The organism is Pseudomonas asplenii (genome assembly GCF_900105475.1).
Lineage (GTDB): Bacteria > Pseudomonadota > Gammaproteobacteria > Pseudomonadales > Pseudomonadaceae > Aquipseudomonas > Aquipseudomonas asplenii.
In genome coordinates, this window is the sequence record NZ_LT629777.1 from 4,236,271 (window position 1) to 4,261,203 (window position 24,933).

Below are 24,933 nucleotides of genomic sequence, written 5' to 3' on the forward strand. Positions count from 1 at the left end.
TCGTAACGATGACCAGGTGAAGATCCGTGGCCTGCGGATCGAACTGGGTGAAATCCAGGCGCGCCTGACCGCCTTCCCGGCGGTGCAGGAAGCGGTGGTGGTGGCTCGTGAGGACGTACCGGGCGACAAACGCCTGGTGGCCTACTACACGGCGACCGAGCGCCAGGAGATCGAGGCCTTGCGCGCTCATCTGCTGGAGCAGTTGCCGGATTACATGGTGCCGATGCTGTTCGTGCACCTTGAGGCGCTGCCGCTGAGCCCCAACGGCAAGCTGGACCGCAAGGCGCTGCCGGTGCCGGACCAGGCGGCCTTGCCAAGCCGCGTCTATCAGGCGCCGCAAGGCACGGTGGAAACCGCCCTGGCGCAGATCTGGAGCGAGGTGCTCAAGGTCGAACAGGTCGGTCGCGATGACAACTTCTTCGAACTGGGTGGGCATTCGCTGCTGGCGGTCAAGCTGATCGAGCGCATGCGCCAGCAAGGCCTGGCCGCTGATGTGCGGGTACTGTTTGGTCAGCCGACCCTGGCGGCCCTGGCCGCCGCCGTGGGCGGGCAGGTCGAGGTACAGGTACCGGCCAACCGCATCAGCGCCGATTGTGCGCGGATCACTCCGCAAATGCTGCCGCTGGCCGAACTGGACCAGGCGGGCATCGACCGGATTGTCGCAAGCATTCCCGGCGGCGTGGCCAATGTGCAGGATATCTACGGCCTGGCACCCTTGCAGGCGGGCATCCTCTATCACCACCTGGCGACCAGCGCCGGCGACCCCTACGTCATGCAGGCGCAGTTCGAGTTTGCCGGCCTGACGCAAGTCAAAGCCTTTGTCCGGGCACTCAACGCGGTGATCGAGCGCAACGATATCCTGCGCACCAGCGTGCACTGGGAAGGCCTCGGCGAGCCGGTGCAGGTGGTTTGGCGGGAGGCGCCGCTGGCACTGGAGCGGATCGACGGCGACCCGCTTGAAGGCGCTGCCTTGCAGCAATTGCAGCAGCGTTTCGACCCACGTCACTATCGACTGGACCTGACCCGGGCGCCGTTGCTGCGCCTGGCCTATACCCGCGACGAACAACTGGACCGCTGGTTCGGTGTGTTGCTGTTCCACCATATCCTGCTCGATCACACGGCTGTCGATGTGCTGGTGCATGAAATGAGCGCCAGCCTGCAAGGCCAGGTCGAGCGCCTGGGCGCCGCCGTGCCTTATCGCAACCACGTCGCGCAGACCCGTCTGGGGACCAGCGAGGCGGAGCACGAAGCGTTCTTTGGCGAGATGCTCGGCGATATCGACGAGCCGACCCTGGCCTTCGGCTTGCAGGAGGTCAGTGGCGACGGCCGCGATATCGAGGAACTGCCGGTGATGCTGGACGCGGCGCTGTGCCGACGTCTGCGCGAGCAGTCCCGCCAGCTTGGGGTGAGCGCCGCGAGCCTGTTGCACCTGGCCTGGGCCCAGGTGCTGGGGCAGGTTTCGGGGCGTGATGAGGTGGTGTTCGGCACCGTGCTGATGGGCCGGATGCAGGGCGGCGAGGGCGCCGACCGGGCCTTGGGCATGTTTATCAATACCTTGCCGCTTCGGGTCAGTGTCGGTGCGGTCGGGGTTCGTGAGGCACTGCGCACGACCCATGGTCGGCTGTCGCAACTGCTCGGCCACGAGCATGCCTCGCTGGCTCTGGCCCAGCGTTGCAGTGGCGTGCCGGCTTCGCTGCCGCTGTTCAGCAGCCTGTTCAACTACCGGCACAGCAGCGCTGGCGAAGCCTCCGCCGAACAGGCAGCCACCTGGGATGGCATCCACTTGCTGCAGGCGCGCGAGCGCAGCAACTACCCGCTGGTGCTCAACGTCGATGACCTGGGCGAAGGTTTCTCGTTCACGATCCAGGCTCCGGCCGAATTGGGGCTGGAGCGCATTGGCGGCTACCTGCAGACGACCTTGCAACATCTGGTCGGCGCGCTGGAGCAGGCACCGACGACAGCGCTGCACGACCTGCCGATGCTGCCCGATGCCGAACGCGAGCATCTGCTGCAAGGCTTCAACGCCACCGAACGTGCCTACCCGATCGATCAGACCCTGCACAGTCTGTTCGAGGCCCGGGCCCTGGCCCGGCCGGAGGCTCCGGCGGTCATCCATGGCTCGCAGGTGCTCGGGTATGGCGACCTCAACCGGCGTGCCAACCGTCTGGCCCATTACCTGATCGGGAGGGGCGTGCGCCCGGGTCATCATGTGGCGATCCTGCTGGAGCGCTCGGTGGACCTGCTGGTCGGCCAACTGGCGATCAGCAAGTGCGCGGCGGTCTATGTGCCTCTGGACATCCAGGCGCCGGCCGAACGCCAGGACTTCATGATCCAGGACAGCCGCGCGGTGTTGCTGCTCACTCGCAGCAGTGAAACCCTCGGCTACCCGGCGCATCGCGTCGACCTCGACCGTCTCGACCTGTCTGGCCAGCCGATCCATGACCCACGGCTGCGCCAGTCCGCCGAGTCGGTGGCCTACATCATGTACACCTCCGGTTCCACGGGCACGCCCAAGGGCGTTCTGGTACCGCATCGTGCGGTCAGCCGGTTGGTGATCAACAACGGTTATGCCGATTTCAACGAGCAGGACCGGGTGGCGTTCGCCTCCAACCCGGCCTTCGACGCCAGCACCCTGGAAGTCTGGGCGCCGTTGCTCAACGGCGGTTGTGCGGTGGTGGTCGAGCAGGATGTGCTGTTGTCCCGCGAAGCCCTGGCGGCGTTGCTGCGTGAGCAGCAGGTCAGTGTGTTGTGGATGACTGCCGGCCTGTTCCACCAGCATGCCGATGGCTTGTTGGCAGCCTTCCGTGGGCTGCGTTACCTGATCGTCGGTGGCGATGTGCTCGACCCGGCGGTGATCGCGCGGGTGCTGGCGCAAGGTGCGCCAGGCCATCTGCTCAACGGCTATGGGCCGACCGAAGCCACCACGTTCTCGACCACCTTCGAGATCACCCGGGTCGAGGGGGGCAGCATTGCGATTGGTCGTCCGATCGGCAACAGCCGCGCCTACGTGCTCGACGCCCGGCAGCAGCCGGTACCGGTCGGGGTGGTCGGTGAGTTGTACATCGGCGGTACGGGTGTCGCCAAAGGTTACCTGAACCAGCCCGAACTGAGCGCCGAGAAGTTCCTCGCCGACCCGTTCAACCCACGTCCCCACAGCCTGATGTATCGCAGTGGCGACCTGGTGCGCTGGCGCGCTGACGGTAACCTGGAATACCTGGGGCGCAACGATAACCAGGTGAAGATCCGTGGTTTCCGCATCGAGCTGGGCGAGATCGAGACCCGCCTGGGCGGCCATCCGCAGGTCCGCGATGTGGCGGTGCTGGTGCGAGAGGTTGCGCCGGGTGACAAGCGCCTGGTGGCCTGGTTCACCGCCCGCGAGGCTGGTGTCACGCTGGACATCGAGGTGTTGCGCGACCATCTGCAAGATCAGTTGCCGGACTACATGGTGCCGTCGGCCTATGTACAGCTTGATGTCCTGCCGCTGACCGCCAACGGCAAGCTGGATCGCAAGGCGCTGCCGGCGCCGGACGAGACTGCGCTGCTTAGCCGCGAATTCGAGGCCCCGCAAGGCAACGTGGAAATTGCCCTGGCACAGATCTGGAGCGAGGTGCTCAAGGTCGAGCGGATCGGTCGCCATGATCACTTCTTCGAACTGGGCGGGCATTCGCTGCTGGCGGTGACGCTGATCGAGCGCATGCGCCAGGTCGGTCTCAGTGCCGATGTGCGGGTGCTGTTCAGCCAGCCGACCCTGGCGGCGCTTGCGGCGGCGATTGGCAGTGGCCGGGAAGTCGAAGTACCGCGCAACCTGATCACGCCCGGTTGCCAGCAGCTCACGCCACAGTTGCTGCCGCTGGTGGAACTGGACCAGACGAGCATCGACCGTATCGTTGCCGCCATTCCCGGTGGCGCAGCCAATGTGCAGGATATCTACCCGCTGGCGCCGCTGCAGGAAGGCATTCTCTATCACCACATGAGTGCCGAGCAGGGCGATCCGTACCTGTTGCAGTCGCAAATGGCCTTTGACAGCCAGGCCCATCTGCAAGCCTTTAGCGGGGCCTTGCAACAGGTGGTCGATCGTCATGACATCCTGCGCACCAGCGTGCATTGGGAAGGTTTGGAACAGCCTGTGCAGGTGGTCCGCCGCGAGGCCGAGCTGCCAGTGCAGGAGGTGCTGCTCGATCCGGCGGCGGGTGATGTCCTGGAGCAATTGCAGCAGCGCTTCGAAACACGCCGCTACCGCCTGGACATTCGCCAGGCGCCGCTGATGCAACTGGTGCATGCCCATGATCCGGTGCAGCAGCGGATCGTTGCGATTCTGATGTTCCATCACCTGGCGCTGGACCACACCGCCATGGCAGTGGTGGTCGAGGAGATGCATGCGCTGCTGCACGGGCAGGCCGACCGGCTCGCCGTGCCGGTGGCGTACCGCAACTATGTGGCCCAGGCACGCCTGGGTGTCAGCGAGGCGGAGCACGAGGCGTTTTTCCGCGAGATGCTCGGCGATATCGACGAGCCGACGCTGCCGTTCGGTCTGCAGGATGTGCAGGGCGATGGCCGTGATATCGAGGAGGCGCCGCTGATGCTGGCCGATACCCTGAGCCGGCGTCTGCGTGAGCAGGCCCGCCAGCTCGGTGTCAGTGCGGCGAGCCTGATGCACCTGGCCTGGGGTCGGGTTCTGGCGGCCACTTCCGGCAAGGACAGCGTGGTATTCGGCACGGTACTGATGGGCCGGATGCAGGGCGGCGAGGGCGCCGACCGCGCCCTGGGCATGTTTATCAATACCTTGCCGTTGCGGGTTGAAGTGGGAGCAGTGGCGGTGCGCGAAGGGGTCAAGGCGACCCATGCGCGGCTGACCGCCTTGCTCGGTCATGAGCATGCCTCCCTGGCATTGGCCCAGCGTTGCAGTGCGGTCGATACGGCGGCACCGCTGTTCAGTGCCTTGCTCAACTATCGCCATAGCGCCCACGCCGAACTGCCGGTCGAGGCCGGTGGCATCTGGCAGGGCATTCATCTGCTGGGCGGCGAGGAGCGGACCAACTACCCGCTGACCCTGAGTGTCGATGACCTCGGCGTCGATTTCCGCCTGCGGGTGCTGGCGGCGACGTCGGTGGGTGCGCAGCGGGTGGCCGAGTACATGCAAGGTGCCCTGGAACAGTTGGCGCAGGCCCTGGAACACGATGGCACGACCGCGCTGAACCGGCTGGCGATTCTGCCGGCTGCAGAGCGCGAGCAAGTGTTGCTGGCGTTCAATGCCAGTACGTTCGACTGCCCACGGGGTCAGACCGTCCACGGTCTGTTCGAGGCCCAGGTCGAGCGCCTGCCTGATTCACTGGCGGTGCTGCAGGGGGCTGACTCGCTCAGCTACCGCCAGCTCAATCAGCAGGCCAACCAACTGGCCCATCATCTGCGCACGCTGGGCGTGCAGCCGGATGACCGGGTGGCGATCAGTGTCCGGCGGGGGCCGCAGATGCTGGTCGGGCTGCTGGCGATTCTCAAGGCCGGTGCCGGTTATGTGCCGGTCGACCCGGCGTTGCCAGGCGAGCGCCTGCGCTATCTGCTCGAAGACAGCGCACCGGCGGTGCTGCTGACGCAAAGCGAGTGGCGTGAGCAATTGCCGGCACTGGCGATTCCGGTACTGGAGCTGGACCGGGTCACCTGGCAGGACCAGCCGATCGACAATCCCGCAGCGGGTAGCCTGACACCAGGTCACCTGGCCTACGTCATCTACACCTCCGGTTCCACCGGCCTGCCCAAGGGCGTGATGGTCGAGCACCGCACCGTGGAGAATCTGGTGCATTGGCACAGTGCGGCGTTCGATCTGAAGGCCGGCGGTCACACTTCCAGCGTCGCCGGCTTCGGTTTCGACGCCATGGCCTGGGAAGTCTGGTCGGCGCTGTGTGTGGGCGCGACCCTGCACCTGCCGCCGGCGGATATCGATCACCAGGAGATCGACCGCCTGCTGGCCTGGTGGCTGGCGCAACCGCTGCAAGTGAGCTTCCTCTCCACGCCGGTGGCCGAGTACGCGTTCAGTCGGCAACTGGAGCATCCGACCCTGCGCACGCTGCTGATCGGCGGCGACCGTCTGCGTCAGTTCAACCAGCCACAGCGTTTCGCGGTGATCAACAACTACGGGCCGACCGAGGCCACGGTGGTCGCGACTTCCGGGCAAATGCAAGCCGGCCGGGTGCTGCATATCGGCAAGCCGATTGCCAATGCCCAGGTCTACCTGCTGGACGAGCAACTGCAACCGGTCCCGGTTGGCGTGGCCGGTGAGTTGTACATCGGTGGCGCCGGGGTGGCACGCGGTTACCTGAACCGCCCGGAAATGACCGCCGAGCGTTTTATCGACGATCCGTTCAGCGCCGAACCGCAGGCACGCCTGTACCGCACGGGTGACCAGGCACGTTGGTTGGCCGATGGCAATCTCGACTACCTGGGCCGTAACGACGACCAGTTGAAGATTCGCGGCGTGCGTATCGAACCGGGCGAAATCGAGGCGGCGCTGAGCAGCCATGAGGTTGTTACCGAAGCGGTGGTCTTGGTGCGTGATGGGCGTCTGGTGGCCTGGTTCACGGCCAGCGAGGCGCTGGCTATCGAAGCGCTGAACATCTACCTGCACAGCCGTTTGCCGGATTACATGGTGCCGTCGGCCTACGTGCAGCTCGACGCGTTGCCGCTGACCGCCAACGGCAAGCTGGACCGTCGGGCGCTGCCGGCGCCGGATCAGGATGCATTGCTCAGTCGCGCCTTCGAGGCACCGCAGGGCAGCGTGGAGATCACCCTGGCGCAGATCTGGGCCGACGTGCTCAAGGTCGAACGGGTAGGGCGTCACGATCACTTCTTCGAACTGGGCGGCCACTCGTTGCTGGCGGTGACGCTGATCGAGCGCATGCGCCAGGTCGGGCTCAACACCGACGTGCGCGTGTTGTTCAGCCAGCCGACCCTGGCAGCTCTGGCAGCGGCCATCGGCAGCGGTCGGGAAGTCGAGGTGCCGAAGAGTCGGATTCCAGCCGATTGCCAGCACGTCACCCCGGACCTGCTGCCGCTGATCGACCTGGACCAGGCAAGTATCGACCGTATTGTCGCCAGTGTGCCCGGTGGCGCGGCCAACGTGCAGGATATCTATCCGCTGGCACCGCTGCAGGAAGGTATTCTGTATCACCACATGAGCGCCGAGCAGGGCGATCCCTATCTGCTGCAATCGCAGATGGCCTTTGACAGCCAGGCGCACCTGCAGGTCTTTGCCGATGCGTTGCAGCAGGTGATTGACCGTCACGACATCCTGCGCACCAGCGTGCATTGGGAAGGCCTGGAACGGCCGGTTCAGGTGGTCCGCCGTCAGGCGCGCCTGAGTGTGCGTCAGATACCGCTGGAGTCGGCCGACGGTGATTGCCTGGCGCAATTGCACGCGCGCTTCGATGCCCGCCACTATCGCCTGGATATTCGCCAGGCACCCCTGGTGGAACTGGTCCATGCCGAGGATCAGGCTCGGCAGCGGGTCGTCGCGATCCTGTTGTTCCATCACCTGGCCGTCGACCACACTGCGATGGAAGTGGTGGGTCGCGAGATGCGTGCCTTTATTGAAGGGCGAGCGGATGAATTGAACACGCCGGTGCCGTACCGCAACTATGTGGCCCAGGCGCGCCTGGGTGTCAGCGAGGCGGAACACGAGGCGTTCTTCCGCGAGATGCTCGGCGATGTCGACGAGCCGACCCTGCCGTTCGGACTGCAGGATGTGCAGGGCGATGGACGTGCCATCGAGGAAGCCTGGCAGCGTCTGCCGCTCGAATTGAGCACTCGCCTGCGTCAACAGGCCCGGCAGCTCGGGGTCAGTGCCGCGAGTCTGTTCCACCTGGCCTGGGCCCAGGTGCTGGCCGCCGCTTCCGGCAAGCAGAGCGTGGTGTTCGGCACGGTGCTGTTGGGCCGGATGCAGGGCGGCGAGGGTGCCGACCGGGCGCTGGGCATGTTCATCAACAGCCTGCCGTTGCGGGTCGATATCGATGACACGCCGGTACGTGCCGGGGTCAAGGCGACCCATGCGCGGCTGACCGCCTTGCTCGGCCACGAGCATGCTTCGCTGGCCCTGGCTCAGCGTTGCAGCGGCGTGGCCGCGAGCCTGCCGCTGTTCAGTGCGATGCTCAACTACCGCCACAGCGATGCCGGGGTGTTCGACAACACCACGCGAGGGGCCTGGATGGGCATCGAGACCCTGGCCAGCGAGGAGCGCACCAACTACCCGTTGACCCTCAACGTCGATGATCTGGGTGAAGGCTTCAGCATGACCGCGATGACCTTGGCTCGGGTCGGTGCGCAGCGAGTCTGCGACTTCATGCTGACGGCGCTGAACGGACTGGTCGAGGCCTTGGAACAGGCACCGCGCCAGGCGCTCAAAGGTTTGCCGGTGCTGACCGCGCAGGAGCGTCAGCAGGTGCTGGTGGCCTTCAACGCGACCGAGGTCGCCTATGACCTCGAGCAGACCTTGCACGGGTTGTTCGAAGCACGGGTCCGGCAGACACCGCAGGCTCTGGCGCTGCAGGCGGGCACACAACGCCTGAGTTACGACGCGTTGAATCGCCGCGCCAACCAACTGGCCCATTACCTGCGTGAGCAGGGCGTGGGGCCGGACAAGCGCGTGGCGATCTGTGTCGAGCGCGGCCTGGAAATGGTCGTCGGCCTGCTGGCGATCCTCAAGGCCGGCGGCGCCTATGTGCCGCTGGATCCGGCTTATCCGCAGGAGCGCCTGGCCTACATGCTGGCCGACAGCGCGCCGCTGGCGGTGCTGGTACAGGGTGGCACCCGCAACCTGCTGGGTGAACTGGCAGTGCCGGTGATCGACCTGGATCAGGCCGACTGGAAGCAGCAGCCCGATGGCAATCCGCAGATCGCCGAGCTGAGTCCACGGCACAGTGCCTACGTGATCTATACCTCGGGCTCCACCGGCCAGCCGAAGGGCGTGATCAACGAGCACGCGGCGGTGGTCAACCGTCTGCTGTGGATGCAGGACGAATACGGCCTGACGCCTGCGGACGCGGTGTTGCAAAAGACCCCGTTCAGCTTCGACGTGTCGGTCTGGGAGTTCTTCTGGCCGCTGTTCACCGGCGCGCGTCTGGTGATGGCGAGTCCGGAAGGGCACAAGGACCCGGTTTACCTGGGCGAGGTGATCAAGGCCGAGCAGATCACGACCTTGCACTTCGTGCCGTCGATGCTCGATATCTTCCTGGCCCATGGCGATGTCAGCCGCTGTGCCAGCGTCAAGCGGGTGATGTGCAGCGGTGAAGCGCTGCCGGGCAGCGTGGTGCGGCGCTTCAAGGCGCAGCTCACAGGTGCCGAACTGCACAACCTGTATGGTCCGACCGAAGCGGCAGTGGACGTGACGGCGTGGAACTGCGCCGGCCCGATCGAGCAGACCCCGGACAACACGCCGATCGGCAAGCCGATCGCCAACACCCGGATGTACCTGCTCGATGGGCAGATGCAGCCGGTGCCGTTGGGCGTGGTCGGTGAGCTGTACATCGGTGGTGTGCAGGTGGCGCGTGGTTACCTGAACCGTCCGGACCTGACCGCCGAACGTTTCCTCAAGGATCCGTTCAGTTCGCAGGCCAAGGCGCGGATGTACCGTACCGGCGACGTTGCGCGCTACCTGGCCGACGGCAATATCGAGTACCTGGGTCGTAACGATGACCAGGTGAAGATCCGTGGCCTGCGCATCGAACTGGGTGAAATCCAGGCGCGCCTGACCGCCTTCCCGGCGGTGCAGGAAGCGGTGGTGGTGGCCCGTGAGGACGTACCGGGCGACAAACGCCTGGTGGCCTACTACACGGCGACCGAGCGCCAGGAGATCGAGGCCTTGCGCGCTCATCTGCTGGAGCAGTTGCCGGACTACATGGTCCCTGCGGTGTTCGTGCACCTTGAGGTGCTGCCGCTGAGCCCTAACGGCAAGCTGGACCGCAAGGCGTTGCCGGCACCGGACCAGGCGGACCTGTCGAGCCGCGAATACGAAGCACCGGTCGGGGCGACCGAAATCCTCATGGCGCGACTCTGGGCCGAGTTGCTCAATGTCGAGCAGGTGGGGCGCCACGACAACTTCTTCGAGCTGGGCGGGCATTCGTTGCTGGCCGTCAGCCTGATAGGCCGGTTGCACCAGGAAGGCATGGAAGCCGATGTGAGGGCGTTGTTCGAACAACCGACGTTGGCCGGATACGCCGCAATTACCGAGAAAATGGAGATCGTCCTGTGAACGTGACTGAACTGTTGGCCACATTGAAGGCAAAAGGCATCCAATTGGCTGTCAGGGACGATCAACTGATCGTGCAGGGGAACAAGCAGGCATTGACGGAGCCGGCGATCATCGCCCGCTTGCGTGAATACAAGCCAGTGCTGATCGAGATGATCCGCGACGGCTCCTACGCGCCTGCCGTCAGCGGCCAGGTGACGGTACCGGCCAATGGCATTGGTACCGACACGACGCACATCACCCCGTCGATGCTGCCGCTGGCGAGCCTGACCCAGGAGCAGATCGACCGGATCGTTGCCGACGTGCCCGGCGGCGTGGCCAATGTGCAGGACATCTACCCGCTGGCGCCGTTGCAGGAAGGCATCCTGTTCCACCACGTCAGCGCGACCCAGGGTGATCCCTATGTGATGCAGTCGCAGTTTGCCTTCGCCGATCAGGAACGGCTGGATGTGTTCGCGCGGGCCTTGCAGAAGGTCATCGACCGTCACGATATCCTGCGTACCGCAGTGCTCTGGGAGGGGCTGGAGAGCCCGGTGCAGGTGGTCTGGCGCAAGGCCGAACTGGTGGTGCAGGAAGTGTTGATCGAGCCGCACGACGGCGAGGTGCTGCAGCAGTTGCATGAGCGTTTCGACGGTCGCCACTACCGTCTCGACGTGACGCGGGCACCGTTGATACGACTGGTCTACGCCCGCGACGAAGCGGCCGGGCGGCTGGTCGCCATGTTGCTGTTCCATCACATGGCTCTGGACCACAGTGCGCTGGATGTGGTGCGTCACGAAATGAGCGCATTCCTGCTGGGGCAGGGCGGGCAATTGGGCACGCCGGTGCCGTTTCGCAACTATGTGGCCCAGGCGCTGCTGGGCACCAGCCAGGCCGAACACGAAGGGTTTTTCCGCGAGATGCTGGCGGATATCGATGAGCCGACCTTACCCTTCGGCCTGCAGGACGTGCGCGGCGACGGTACGGCAATCGACGAGTTCGACCTGCCGCTGGAACCGCGCTTGAGTCAGCGCCTGCGAGCGCTGGCTCGGCAACAGGGGGCGAGTGTCGCCAGTCTGTTCCACCTGGCATGGGGGCAGGTGCTGGCGGCGCTGTCGGGCAAGCGCAGCGTGGTCTTCGGCACGGTGCTGATGGGCCGCATGCAGGGCGGTGGCGATGGCGACCGGGCCTTGGGGATCTTTATCAATACCTTGCCGGTGCGGGTGGATATCGGCGGTCTCACGGTCCAGGCCGGGGTCCGCGCGACCCAGAGTCGGCTGACTGCGCTGATGCGCCATGAGCATGCGCCACTGGCGCTGGCCCAGCGTTGCAGCGGAGTGCAGGTGCCGACGCCACTGTTCAGTGCCTTGCTCAACTATCGGCACAACAGCGTTACCGTCAGTGCCGGTGGCGTCTCGGCCTGGCAGGGCATCACCCCGCTCAGCTCGGAGGAGCGCACCAACTATCCGCTGACCCTGAGTATCGATGACCTCGGCGAAGATTTTCGCCTGGCCCTGCTGGCCAGCACGGAGGTCGACGGGCAACGGGTCTGCGACTACATGCGTACCGCCCTGGAACAACTGGTGCAGGCCCTGGAGCAAAGCCCACAGGCGTTGCTCGAGCAACTGTCGATCCTGCCCGACGCTGAGCGCGAGCTGCTGCTCGAAGGCTTCAATGCCCACCAGGCCGACTACCCGCAAGGGCTGACCCTGCACCAGCGTATCGCCACCCGCGCCGCCGAGCAGCCGCAGGCACTGGCTGCGGTGTGCCTGGGGCGTCAACTGACTTATGCCGAACTGGATCAGCAGGCTACAGTCCTGGCGCACTACCTGGTTGAGTTGGGTGTTCGCCCCGATGACCGGGTGGCGGTCGTTGCCCGGCGCGGGCTCGACACCCTGGTGGGGCTGTTGGCGATTCTCAAGGCCGGGGCCGGCTATGTGCCGATCGACCCGGCCCACCCGGCCGAACGCCTGCGCTACCTGCTCGAGGATAGCGCGCCGGTCGCGGTGCTGACCCAGGATGACCTGCTGGTGCGCCTGCCAGCGCTGACGGTGCCGGTGATCAACCTCGACCAGCCGCTCTGGCAGGACCGCAGCGTCGCCACTGCACAACTGCCGACGCCTGACCCTCGACACCTGGCCTATGTGATCTACACCTCCGGGTCCACCGGCCAGCCCAAGGGCGTGATGGTCGAGCACCAGACCGTCTCGAACCTGGTGGACTGGCACTGCACGGCCTTCGACCTGTGTCCGGGCCGGCATACCAGCAGTGTCGCCGGCTTCGGCTTCGATGCCATGGCCTGGGAGATCTGGCCGGCCTTGTGCGCCGGCGCGACCCTGCATCTGCCTCCTCCTGTCGCGGGCGGTGAGGACGTCGACGCGCTGCTGGCCTGGTGGCGCACACAACCGTTGGACGTGAGTTTCCTGCCGACGCCGATTGCCGAGCATGCGTTCAGCCTGAATCTGCAGCATCCGACCCTGCGCACCCTGTTGATCGGCGGTGACCGGCTGCGGCAGTTCAGCCGGAACCAGCGCTTCGAGGTGATCAACAACTATGGTCCGACCGAAACCACGGTGGTCGCCACCTCGGGACGGGTCGAGGCCGGGCAGGCCCTGCACATCGGCCAGCCGATGGCCAACGCCCGGGTCTATCTGCTGGATGAGCAACAACGTCCGGTGCCATTGGGCGTGGCCGGCGAGCTGTATGTCGGCGGCGCCGGGGTGGCGCGAGGCTACCTGAATCGCCCGGAACTGACGGCCGAGCGTTTCCTGCACGATCCGTTCAGCCACGCGCCACAGGCACGCATGTACCGCACGGGTGACCTGGCGCGCTGGCGCGCGGACGGCAATCTCGACTACCTGGGCCGTAACGACGACCAGGTGAAGATTCGTGGCATGCGCATCGAACTGGGCGAGATCGAGGCCCGCCTGAACCAGCTTCCCGGCATCCAGGAAGCGGTGGTCGTGGCTCGCGAGGATCAGCCGGGGCAACCGCGTCTGGTCGCGTATTTCACCGGGCAGGAACAGGTCGAGACGCTTGAAACCGGCGACTTGCGTGCCTGGCTGCAGGCGCATCTGCCCGACTACATGGTGCCAGCGGCCTATGTGAAGCTGGCCGCGTTACCGCTGACGGCCAACGGCAAAATCGATCGCCGGGCCTTGCCCAAGCCCGAGCTGGAAGCGTTGTTCACCCGCGAGTACGAGGCCCCCGAGGGCGAGCTGGAAACGACCCTGGCGCAGATCTGGAGCGAGGTCCTGCACGTCGACCGGGTCGGGCGGCGCGATCATTTCTTCGAGCTGGGCGGCCATTCATTGCTGGCCATGCGCATGGTGGCCCAGGTCCGCCAACGCCTGGGGGTGGAACTGGCGCTGGCCGAGCTGTTCGCCAATGCCGAACTGGCTGCCGTGGCCCAGGTGCTGAGCCAGGCCGCGCGCAGTGATTTGCCGCAGATCCTGCCGGTGCCGCGCGAGGACGGCCTGCCGCTGTCCTTCGCGCAGCAGCGGTTGTGGTTCCTGGCGCAGATGGGCGCTGCCGGCAGTGCCTACAACATTCCCGTCGGTCTCGGTCTGCGCGGGCCGCTGGACCGTGATGCACTGCAACGGGCGCTGGCGCGAATCGTCGAGCGCCATGAAACCCTGCGCAGCCGCTTCGTGCTGCTGGGCGAGGAGCCGCAGGTACACATTGCCCCACTGGAGCAGGGGCTGGTCCTCGATACCGAGGACTTGCGCGAGGAACCACGGGCACAGGAGCGGCTCCAGACATTGTTGGCGGAGGAAACCGCACGGCCGTTCGACCTGCAACACGGGCCGCTGATTCGCGGACGGCTGATCCGCATGGCCGAGCAGCACCATGTGCTGTTGTTGACCTTGCACCATATCGTTTCCGATGGCTGGTCGATGGGCGTGCTGACCCGCGAACTGATGGCGCTCTACGAGGCGTTCCGGCATGGCCAGGACGATCCGTTGCCGCCGCTGGCGGTGCAATATGGCGATTTTGCCGTGTGGCAGCGCCGCTGGCTCGGCGGCGAGCTGTTGCAACAACAGAGTGCCTACTGGCAGCAGGCCCTGGCGGGGGCGCCACCGCTGCTGATGCTGCCCACCGACCGACCGCGGCCGGCCCGTCAGGAGTTTGCCGGCGGCCAGGTCGAGTTCCTCCTTGATGAACGCCTGAGCGCCGGGCTCAGGGCCCTCGGTCAACGTCATGGCACCACCTTGTACATGACCCTGTTGGCCGGCTGGGCCATGCTGTTGAGCCGCCTGAGCGGGCAGGATGACCTGGTGATCGGTTCGCCGGTCGCCAACCGCCAGCAGGTCGAGGTCGAAGGCCTGGTCGGGCTGTTCGTCAACACCCTGGCGATCCGCCTCGACCTGGCGCCGGATCAGCGTATCGAAGCGCTGTTGGCGCAGGTCCGCCAACGTACCCTGGCAGCCCAGGCGCATCAGGATCTGCCCTTTGAACAGGTGGTCGACATCGCTCGGCCGCAGCGCAGCCTGGCCCACAGTCCGCTGTTCCAGACCATGCTGTCCTGGCAGAGCCGTGAGGATGCGACGCTGGCGCTGGGCGAATTGCAGCTCGAAGGCATTGCCGGGACCACGCAGTTCGCCAAGTTCGACCTGGCGCTGAACGTCGGCGAGGTCGGCGCACAGCTGGCCGGTGCGCTGACCTATGCGACGGCGCTGTTCGATGCAACCACCATCGAGCGCTATGTCGGTTATCTGCGCCGCCTGTTGCAGGCCATGGTCGACAATGACCAGGTGACGCTGGGCCAGGCCAGCCTGCTCGATGAGCAGCAACGCCAGCAGTTGCTGCAGGCATTCAATGCCAGCCAGGTCGATCATCCGGTCGGACACACCCTTGCACAACGGTTCGAAGCCCAGGTCGAGCGCACCCCCGAGGCCATTGCGGTACAGGTCGACGGCGAGGGGGTGAGTTATCGCGAACTCAACCAGCGCGCCAATCGTCTGGCCCACCGACTGATCCGCCAGGGTGTGCAGGTCGATTCACGGGTGGCGCTGTGCATCGCGCGCGGGCCGCATCTGCTGGTCGGCATGTTGGCAATTCTCAAGGCCGGCGCCGGTTATGTGCCGGTTGACCCGGCGCATCCACAGGAACGCATCGACTATCTGCTGCAGGACAGCGCGCCACTCGCCGTGCTGGTGCAGGACACGACCCGGGCCTTGGTGAGCGGCAGCGGTGTGCCGCTGATCAACCTGGATCAACCCGGCTGGCACGACGAGCCGCAGAGCAATCCTGAGGTCCCAGGCCTGACGCTCCAGCATCTGGCGTATGTGATCTACACCTCCGGTTCCACCGGCCAGCCCAAGGGCGTGATGGTCGAGCACGGCACCGTGGAAAACCTGGTGCACTGGCATTGCACGGCCTTCGATTTGCGCTCGGGCAGCCACACTTCCAGCGTCGCCGGGCTGGGCTTCGATGCCATGGCCTGGGAGGTCTGGCCGGCGCTGTGCGTGGGCGCGACCCTGCACTTGCCACCCAGTGGCCTGGGCAATGGTGAGCTGGATGCGCTGCTGGACTGGTGGTACGCCCAGCCGCTGCAGGTCAGCTTCCTGCCAACGCCGGTTGCCGAATACGCCTTCGCCCAGAATCGTCGACATCCGACCCTGCAAACCCTGCTGATCGGCGGCGATCGCCTGCGCCACTTCGCCCGTGATCCGGGCTTTGCGGTGATCAACAACTATGGCCCGACCGAAGCCACGGTGGTCGCCACCTCCGGACGCCTGGAGCCGGCAGGCCTGCTGCATATCGGCAAGCCGATCGACAACGCCCGTATCTACCTGCTGGACGAGCAGTTGCGGCCCGTGCCGATCGGCGTGGCCGGCGAGCTGTATATCGGTGGCGCGGGCGTGGCCCGAGGGTATCTGCATCGCCCTGAACTGAGCGCCGAGCGTTTCCTCGACGATCCGTTCAGCGACCAGCCCCAGGCCCGTATGTACCGCACGGGTGACCTGGCGCGCTGGCGCGAAGACGGCACTCTCGAATACCTGGGACGCAATGACGAGCAGGTGAAGGTTCGTGGGGTGCGTATCGAACTGGGCGAGATCGAAGCCTGCCTGAATCGTCTGCCGGCGATCCAGGAGGCGGTGGTGCTGGCCCGCGAGGATGAGCCCGGACAGGTCCGCCTGGTGGCCTATTTCACCGTGCCGGCTGGCGATACGCCGCCGGCTGTGACACACCTGCGGGCCGGCCTGCTGGAGCAGTTGCCGGACTACATGGTGCCGCTGGCCTATGTCCAGTTGGAGGCGTTACCGTTGACCGCCAATGGCAAGCTGGACCGCCGGGCACTGCCCCGGCCCGACGCGGATGCATTGCTGCGTCGTGGCTACCAGGCGCCGCAGGGCGAACTGGAAATCGCCCTGGCACGGATCTGGGGCGAGTTGCTACAGGTCGATCAGGTCGGCCGCGAGGATCATTTCTTCGAGTTGGGCGGCCATTCGCTGCTGGCGATGCGCATGGTGTCCCAGGTCCGCCTGCAACTGCAGCGCGAGCTGCCGCTGGGCGAGTTGTTCGCCAACCCCGAACTGGCGGCGGTGGCGCGCGTTCTGGCGCTGGCCGAGCGCAGCAGCCAGCCGGCGATCGTGCCGGTGTCCCGCGAGCAGCCGCTGCCGTTGTCGTTCGCCCAGCAGCGCCTATGGTTCCTGGCTCAACTGGAAGGTGCCAGTCCCGCCTACAACATCCCCATCGCCTTGCGCCTGCGCGGGCGTCTGGATGGCATCGCCCTGCAGCGGGCACTGGAGCGTATTGTCGCCCGTCACGAAACCCTGCGCAGTCGTTTTGTCGAACACGATGACGTCCCTCACGTGCTGATTGCGCCGGTCGAGAGCGGCTTGCCATTGCCGGTCGAGGACCTGCGCCAGCGGCCAGAGGTGGACTTGGCAACCTTGATCCGCGATGAGGCGCGGGGAGCGTTCGACCTGGCGCACGGGCCATTGGTCCGTGGCCGACGAGTGATCCTCGCCGAGGACCATCAGGTATTGCTGCTGACCCTGCACCACATCATCGCCGATGGCTGGTCGATGGACGTGCTGACCCGCGAGCTGGCGCAGCTTTACGCCGCGTTCAGCCGTGGCGAGGCCGATCCGCTGCCGCCGTTGGCGGTGCAGTACGGCGACTTTGCCGTCTGGCAGCGCCAGTGGTTGAGTGGCGAGGTGCTGGCGCGCCAGAGCGCTTACTGGCAACAGGCCCTGGAGGGGGCGCCGGCCTTGCTGATGCTGCCCACGGACCGGCCGCGTCCGGTGCGCCAGGACCCTGCCGGCAGCAGTGTCGAGATCCGCCTTGATGCGTCGTTGAGCGCCGGGCTCAAGGCACTCGGCCAACGCCATGGCCTGACCTTGTACATGACCATGATGGCCGGCTGGGGTCTGCTGCTGAGCCGTCTGGCCGGGCAGGACGAAGTGGTGATCGGTTCGCCGGTCGCCAACCGCCAGCGTGCGGAAATCGAAGGTTTGATCGGGCTGTTCGTCAACACCCTGGCGATTCGTCTCGACGTGGCGGGCGCCCAGGACGTCGCGGGGCTGCTGGCGCAGGTTCGCCAGCGCAGTCTTGAAGCACAGGCGCATCAGGACCTGCCGTTCGAACAGGTGGTGGAAATCCTCCGGCCGACGCGCAGCCTGTCCCACAGTCCGTTGTTCCAGACCCTGCTGACCTGGCAGGCGGGCGAGAGCGCCGAGCTGGTGCTGGGCGACCTGCAACTGGAAGGGATCAATGATGGGGGGCATGCCGCCAAGTTCGATCTGTCCCTGAGCCTGGGTGAATCCCAGGGCTGCATCAGCGGTGGCCTCGGCTACGCGACGGCACTGTTCGACGAAGCGACGATGCAACGCTACGTGCGCTGTTTCGAACGCGTACTGCGGGCGATGGTCGCCGATGAGCAGGCGTCGTTGGCGCGCATCGACTTGCTGGATGCGGTCGAGCGTGAGCACTTGCTGCTTGACTTCAATGCCACCAAGACCGGCTACAACCTGGAGCAGACGATCCATGGCCTGTTCCAGGACCAGGTCGAGTGGGCCCCGCAAGCCTTGGCGGTGCAGGCGGGCGAGCAACGCCTGACCTACCAGGCGCTGAACCAGCGTGCCAACCAATTGGCTCATTACCTGCGCGAGCAGGGCGTGGGGCCGGATGTGCGGGTGGCGATCTGTGTCGAGCGTGGCCTGGAAATGGTCGTCGGCCTGCTGGCGATCCTCAAGGCCGGCGGCGCCTATGTGCCGCTGGACCCGGCCTATCCGCCGGAGCGTATCGCTTACATGCTGCAGGACAGTGCACCAGCGGTGGTGCTGGTGCAGGGCCGTACCCGCGAGCTGTTGGGCGCGGTGCCGGTGCCGGTGGTCGATCTGGACCACAACACCTGGCATGAACGCTCCGTGAACAACCCCTGGCTTGGCGAACTGACGCCACGCCATAGCGCCTACGTGATCTACACCTCGGGTTCCACCGGCCAGCCGAAGGGCGTGATCAACGAGCACGCGGCGGTAATCAACCGCCTGCTGTGGATGCAGGACGCCTATGGCCTCACGCCGGAGGACGCGGTGCTGCAGAAGACCCCGTTCAGCTTCGACGTGTCGGTCTGGGAGTTCTTCTGGCCGCTGTTCACCGGCGCGCGCCTGGTGATGGCGCGTCCGGAAGGGCACAAGGACCCGGTCTATCTCAGTGAAGTGATCGAGGCCGAGCAGATCACGACCTTGCACTTCGTGCCATCGATGCTCGATGTGTTCCTGGCCCATGGCGATGCGGATCGATGCGCCAGCGTGAAGCGGGTGATGTGCAGCGGCGAGGCGTTGCCGGGCAGCGTGGTACGCCGCTTCAAGACACAGTTGTCACAGGCCGGGTTGTACAACCTGTATGGCCCGACCGAGGCGGCCGTGGACGTGACGGCATGGGACTGCGCCGGCCCGATAGAGCAGACCCCGGACAACACGCCGATCGGCAAGCCGATCGCCAACACCCGGATGTACCTGCTCGACGGGCAGATGCAGCCGGTGCCGTTGGGTGTGGTCGGCGAGCTGTATATCGGTGGTGTGCAGGTGGCGCGTGGTTACCTGAACCGTCCGGACCTGACCGCCGAACGTTTCCTCAAGGATCCGTTCAGCCCGCAGGCCGAGGCGCGGATGTACCGTACCGGCGATGTCGGTCGCTATCTGGCGGACGGCAATATCGAATACCTCGGTCGTAACGACGACCAGGTGAAGATCCGTGGCCTGCGTATCGAACTGGGTGAAATCCAGGCGTGCCTGACTGCTTTCCCGGCAGTGCAGGAAGCGGTAGTGGTGGCTCGTGAAGATGTGGCCGGCGACAAACGCCTGGTGGCCTACTACACGGCGACCGAGCGCCAGGAGATCGAGGTCTTGCGCGCTCATCTGCTGGAGCAGTTGCCGGATTACATGGTGCCGATGCTGTTCGTGCACCTTGAGGCGCTGCCGCTGAGCCCCAACGGCAAGCTGGACCGCAAGGCGCTGCCAGCGCCGGACCTGGCGGCCCTGACGAGTCGCGAGTATGTCGCGCCGCTGGGCGACACCGAAATCCTCATGGCGCAGCTCTGGGCCGAGTTGCTCAAGGTCGAGCAGGTGGGGCGCCACGACAACTTCTTCGAACTGGGCGGGCATTCGCTGCTGGCGGTCAGTCTGATCGGGCGCATGCGCAGGCTTGGCCTGTCGGCCGATGTCCGCGTGCTGTTCGGCCAGCCGACCCTGGCGGCCTTTGCGGCGACCTTGGGCGAGGTACGCGAGATCGAGATACCGGTCAACCGCATCCGCCCCGATGCGCAGCGGATCACCCCGCAGGACCTGCCGTTGGTGGCGTTGGAGCAGGAGGCCATCGATCGTATCGTCGCCAGCGTTCCGGGCGGTGTCGCCAATGTGCAGGATATCTACCCATTGGCACCGTTGCAGGCCGGGATTCTCTTCCATCACCTGGCCGCGAGCGAAGGCGACCCGTATCTGCTGCAGGCGCAATTCGCCTTCGCCAATCGCGAGCGCCTGGAAGCGTTTGCCCAGGCCTTGCAACAGGTGATCGAGCGCAATGACATCCTGCGCAGCGCGGTGCTCTGGGACGGCCTGCCGGAACCGTTGCAAGTGGTGCTGCGCGATGCCCCGCTGGTCTGTGAGGCGGTTTCGCTGGAGCCGGCCGATGGTGATGTGTCCAGTCAACTGCTGGCGCGGTTCGATACCCGTCACTATCGCCTGGACATCACTCGCGCACCGTTGCTGCGGCTGGTACACAGCCCGGACCCGGTCAATGGCCGGATCATCGGTCTATTGTTGTTCCATCACCTGGTCATGGACCATGTCGCCCTGGAAGTGCTGCAGCAGGAACTGCTGGCCTGCCTGCTCGGGCGTGGCGAGCAGTTGGGTGCCGCCGTGCCTTACCGCAATTATGTGGCCCAGTCCCGTCTGGGACTTGGCGAGCAGGAGCACGAAGCGTTCTTCCGCGAGCAGTTGGCGGATATCGATGAGCCGACCTTGCCGTTCGGCTTGCGTGACGTGCAGGGCAATGGCAGTGGCGTCGAGGAGCGCCAGCGCCAGGTCGAACCGGCATTGAGCCGACGGTTGCGGTTGCAGGCCCGGCAACTGGGGGTCAGTGCTGCAAGCCTGATGCACCTGGCCTGGGCACGGCTGCTGGGCGCAGCGGCGGCTCGTGAGCAGGTGGTTTTCGGTACCGTGCTGCTTGGGCGGTTGCAGGGTGGCGAGGGCGCGGAGCGGGCCCTGGGGGTATTCATCAACACCTTGCCGCTGCGGGTCGATATCGACGAGCGCTCGGTGCGCGATGCCTTGCTAATCACCCACGGGCGTCTGGCCCGCCTGCTGGCCCATGAACAGGCGCCATTGGCGCTGATGCAGCGCTGCAGCGGGGTGCCCGCAGGTACGCCATTGTTCAGTGCCTTGCTCAACTACCGGCATAGCGCGGTAGCCACGACAGCCACAGCTGCAGACGAAACCCTGAGCGCCTGGCAGGGCATCCAGCTGCTCAAGGCCGAGGAACGCACCAACTACCTGCTGACGCTCAGCGTCGACGACCTGGGTGAGGACTTTGCGCTGACCGCGCTGGCGCCAACGGATATCGGCGCGCAACGGGTCTGCGACATGATGCACAGTGTGCTGGAGAATCTGCTGCAGGCGCTTGAGCAACAACCCACCTTGTCCATCGGCCAACTGCCGGTGCTGCCCGAGCACGAGCGCCGGCAACTGCTGGACGGGTTCAACGCCACGCAGCGCGCGTATCCGCATGAGCAGACCGTGCACCAGCTGTTCGAGGCACAGGTCCTGGCCCGTCCCGAGGCGCTGGCGGTGCTTCATGGCGAGCGGACGCTCACTTACCAGGCCTTGAACATCCGGGCCAACCAGTTGGCCCATCACCTGCTTGCGCTGGGCGTGGCGCCGGGGGATGCGGTGGCGATTCTGCTGGAGCGCTCGCCGGATCTGCTGGTCAGCCAGTTGGCGATCAGCAAGTGCGCGGCGGTGTATGTGCCGCTGGATATCAATGCGCCGGTCGAACGCCAGCGTTTCATGCTCGAAGACAGCCGCGCGGTGGCTCTCCTGACCCGTGGCGACGAGTTGGCGGATCTGGCGCTGGCACGGGTCGAACTCGATAGCCTGGCGCTCGACTGGCGGTCGGGGCACAACCCGGACCTGTCGCAATCGTCGCAGACGGTGGCGTACATCATGTACACCTCCGGCTCCACGGGCACGCCCAAGGGAGTATTGGTGCCGCACCGGGCGATCACGCGTCTGGTGATCAACAACGGTTATGCCGACTTCAACGAGCAGGACCGGGTAGCGTTCGCCTCCAATCCGGCTTTCGACGCCAGTACCCTGGAAGTCTGGGCGCCGCTGCTCAACGGCGGTTGCGTGGTGGTGGTCGATCAGGGCGACCTGTTGTCCCGCGACGCCCTCGGGGCCTTGCTGCAGGAGCAGGCCGTCAGTGTGATGTGGATGACCGCCGGTCTGTTCCAGCAGTACGCCGACGGGTTGCTGGCGGCATTCTCTGGCCTGCGCTACCTGATGGTGGGGGGCGACGTGCTCGACCCGACGGTGATCGCGCGGGTCCTCGAACAGGGGGCGCCACGGCACTTGCTCAACGGCTATGGGCCGACCGAAGCCACCACCTTCTCGACCACCTACGAGATCACCGCGGTCAAGGACGGCAGCATACCGATCGGTCGGCCAATCGGTAACGCCCGCGCCTACGTGCTCGATGCCCGGCAGCAGCCGGTACCGGTGGGTGTGGTCGGTGAGCTGTATGTCGGCGGTGCAGGCGTGGCGAAAGGGTATCTGAACCAGCCGCAACTGACGGCGGAGAAATTCCTCGTCGATCCGTTCAATCCGGTTCCGGACAGCCTGATGTATCGCACCGGCGACCTGGTGCGTTGGCGCGCCGATGGCACCCTGGAATACCTCGGGCGTAACGACAGCCAGGTGAAGATCCGTGGTTTCCGTATCGAACTGGGCGAGATCGAGACTCGCCTGGGGCGGCATCCGCAGGTTCGCGAGGTGGCCGTGCTGGTGCACGAACTCGCCCCGGGCGACAAGCGCCTGGTGGCCTACTTCACCGCGACCGACACGCAGGCGGCTGTGCAGGTCGAGACGCTGCGTGCGCACCTGCAGGGGCAACTACCGGACTACATGGTGCCAGCGGCCTATGTGCAACTGCCGCTGCTGCCCTTGACCGCGAATGGCAAGCTCGATCGCAAGGCGTTGCCGATTCCGCTGATCGACGACTTCGCCAGTCGCGCCTATGTCGCGCCGGTGAATGGCCTCGAACAGACCCTGGCGCAGTTGTGGGCCGAGGTGCTCAAGGTCGATCGGGTGGGGCGGCACGACAACTTCTTCGAGCTGGGTGGCCACTCGCTGTTGGCCATTCGCCTGGTCAACCTGCTGGAACAGGCCGGTTTGCCGGTGTCTCTGGCCGAGCTGTTCCAGCATGCCAGTGTCGAGTCGGTCGCCCATCTGTTGAGTCAGCGGACGCAGACCTCCGACGCGCCGACCACGCTGATTACCGTACGGGCGGCGGGTAGCCAGAATCCGTTGTTCCTGGTGCACGAATTCAGCGGCGCGGATGCCTACTTCCCTGCGCTGGGTCAGCACTTGCACGGTGATTTCCCGATCTATGGTCTGCCCGGCATCGCCCTCGGTCAGCCGCAGTTGCGCACCCTGGAGGGTCTGGCGGCGCGGCTGGTTGAGCTCATGTGTTCGGTGCAACCGCATGGCCCGTATCGCCTGGCCGGGTGGTCGTTCGGCGGCGTGCTCGCCTATGAAATCGCCCAACAGTTGCTCGGTCGCGATGAGACGGTCGAATTCCTTGGCTTGATCGATACCTATGTGCCGCGCCTGACCGACCAGGGCAAGGCGCGCTGGTCCGACGAGCACGCGCACCAGCGCCACCTGCTGCTGCAATGCACGGCCTGGTTCACTGCCCAAGGGGAGGCGGGCCGCGAGGCATTGGCCCTGCTTGCGCCCTTGGAGTCGCGTCTGGACAGCTTCGACTTCGACGGCCTGCTCGAACACTGTCGGACACAGGGGCTGCTGCCGCCCGCCGCGCAGAGTATTGCGGCGGATGAGCTATGGCGCTTCCTCGATCGTGAGGTGGCCCATGGGCATGCGCTGGCGCATTACAACCTGCACCCGATCGACCTGCCGGTGCATCTGTTCTGTGCCCGCGAGCGGCCGACCGAGTTGTCCCGGCGCAGTGATTCCCTGGGCTGGGGACAGGTGTTGCCCGCCGATCGGCTGCGCTGCATCGAGGTGCCGGGTGATCACTTGAGCATGATGCAGGCCCCGCATCTGCCGGTGCTAGGGCAGGCGATCAGCCAGGCCCTGGAGAGCGCAAGTGTGCCCGCAGGGGGCGTGCACCAGCCTTTGCTGACGATCCAGAGCGGCCGTGTCGGGCAGGCTCCGATCTTCTGCGTACCCGGTGCCGGCGATAGTGTCACCGGGTTTATCGGGCTGACCGATGCCCTCGGTCCGGACTGGCCGATCATTGGTCTGCAGCCTCGCGGACTGGATGGCGAGTCGGTTCCCCACAGCCAGGTCGAGAGCGCTGCCACCCTTTACTTGCAGGCACTGGAGCGGGTCTGTCCCCTGGGGCCGCTGCACCTGGTCGGGCATTCGTTCGGGGGCTGGGTCGCGTTCGAAATGGCGACGCGCTTGCAGGAGGCCGGCCGTGAGGTTGCCTCGCTGACCCTGATCGACAGCGAGTCACCCGGTGGCAATGGCGTGGTCGGCAAGCCTTACACCGCCACGGCGGCGCTGCTGCGCCTGGTGGAGGCGATGCAGTTGGCCTCGGGCAAGTCATTGGGCATTGACCTGGCGGCTTTTGCCGAAGAGGACGACGGCCGTCAACTGGCACTGCTGCATGCCGGCATGGTGCGTGTCGGCCTGTTGTCGCCGCGTTCGACGCCGCAAGCGATGTATGGCCCGGCCCGGACCTTCGCGACGGCCTTGCGTACCGTTTATCAGCCACAACGCCGCTATCGCGGCCGAGCCCTGTTGGTGCTGGCGGAAGATCCGACCCTGGACGCTGCTGGTAACCAGCGCGAGCAGCAGGCAATGATTCAGGGCTGGCGTGGGCAGGTGGGTGAGCTAGAGGTCTGGTATGGCCCGGGCAACCATTTCAGCTTGCTCAAGGCCCCGGCGGTCAGCCAGTTGGCGGCATGGTGGCAGGCTGGACTGGCCCGTGTCCCGGGCGAGGTTGTGTCATGACTGCGCGTTTGG

General features: G+C 65.8%; 2 protein-coding genes (1 of these 2 only partly in view). Both read left to right on the forward strand.

The features are described 5' to 3' along the window. Nucleotides 1-10,237, forward strand: partial view of a non-ribosomal peptide synthetase gene (locus BLU37_RS19420; protein WP_090207757.1) — the 3' end only. The gene continues 12,464 nt to the left of window position 1, outside the view; only the last 10,237 of its 22,701 coding nucleotides appear in the window; its start codon lies beyond the left edge, outside the window; the stop codon is at nt 10,235-10,237. Beyond that, the gene (locus BLU37_RS19425) at nt 10,234-24,921 is read left to right on the forward strand and encodes a non-ribosomal peptide synthetase (RefSeq protein ID WP_090207760.1); all 14,688 of its coding nucleotides are present in this window, start codon (nt 10,234-10,236) and stop codon (nt 24,919-24,921) included. The genes BLU37_RS19420 and BLU37_RS19425 overlap by 4 nt, the downstream gene beginning before the upstream one ends. Nucleotides 24,922-24,933: the final 12 nt, after the last annotated feature.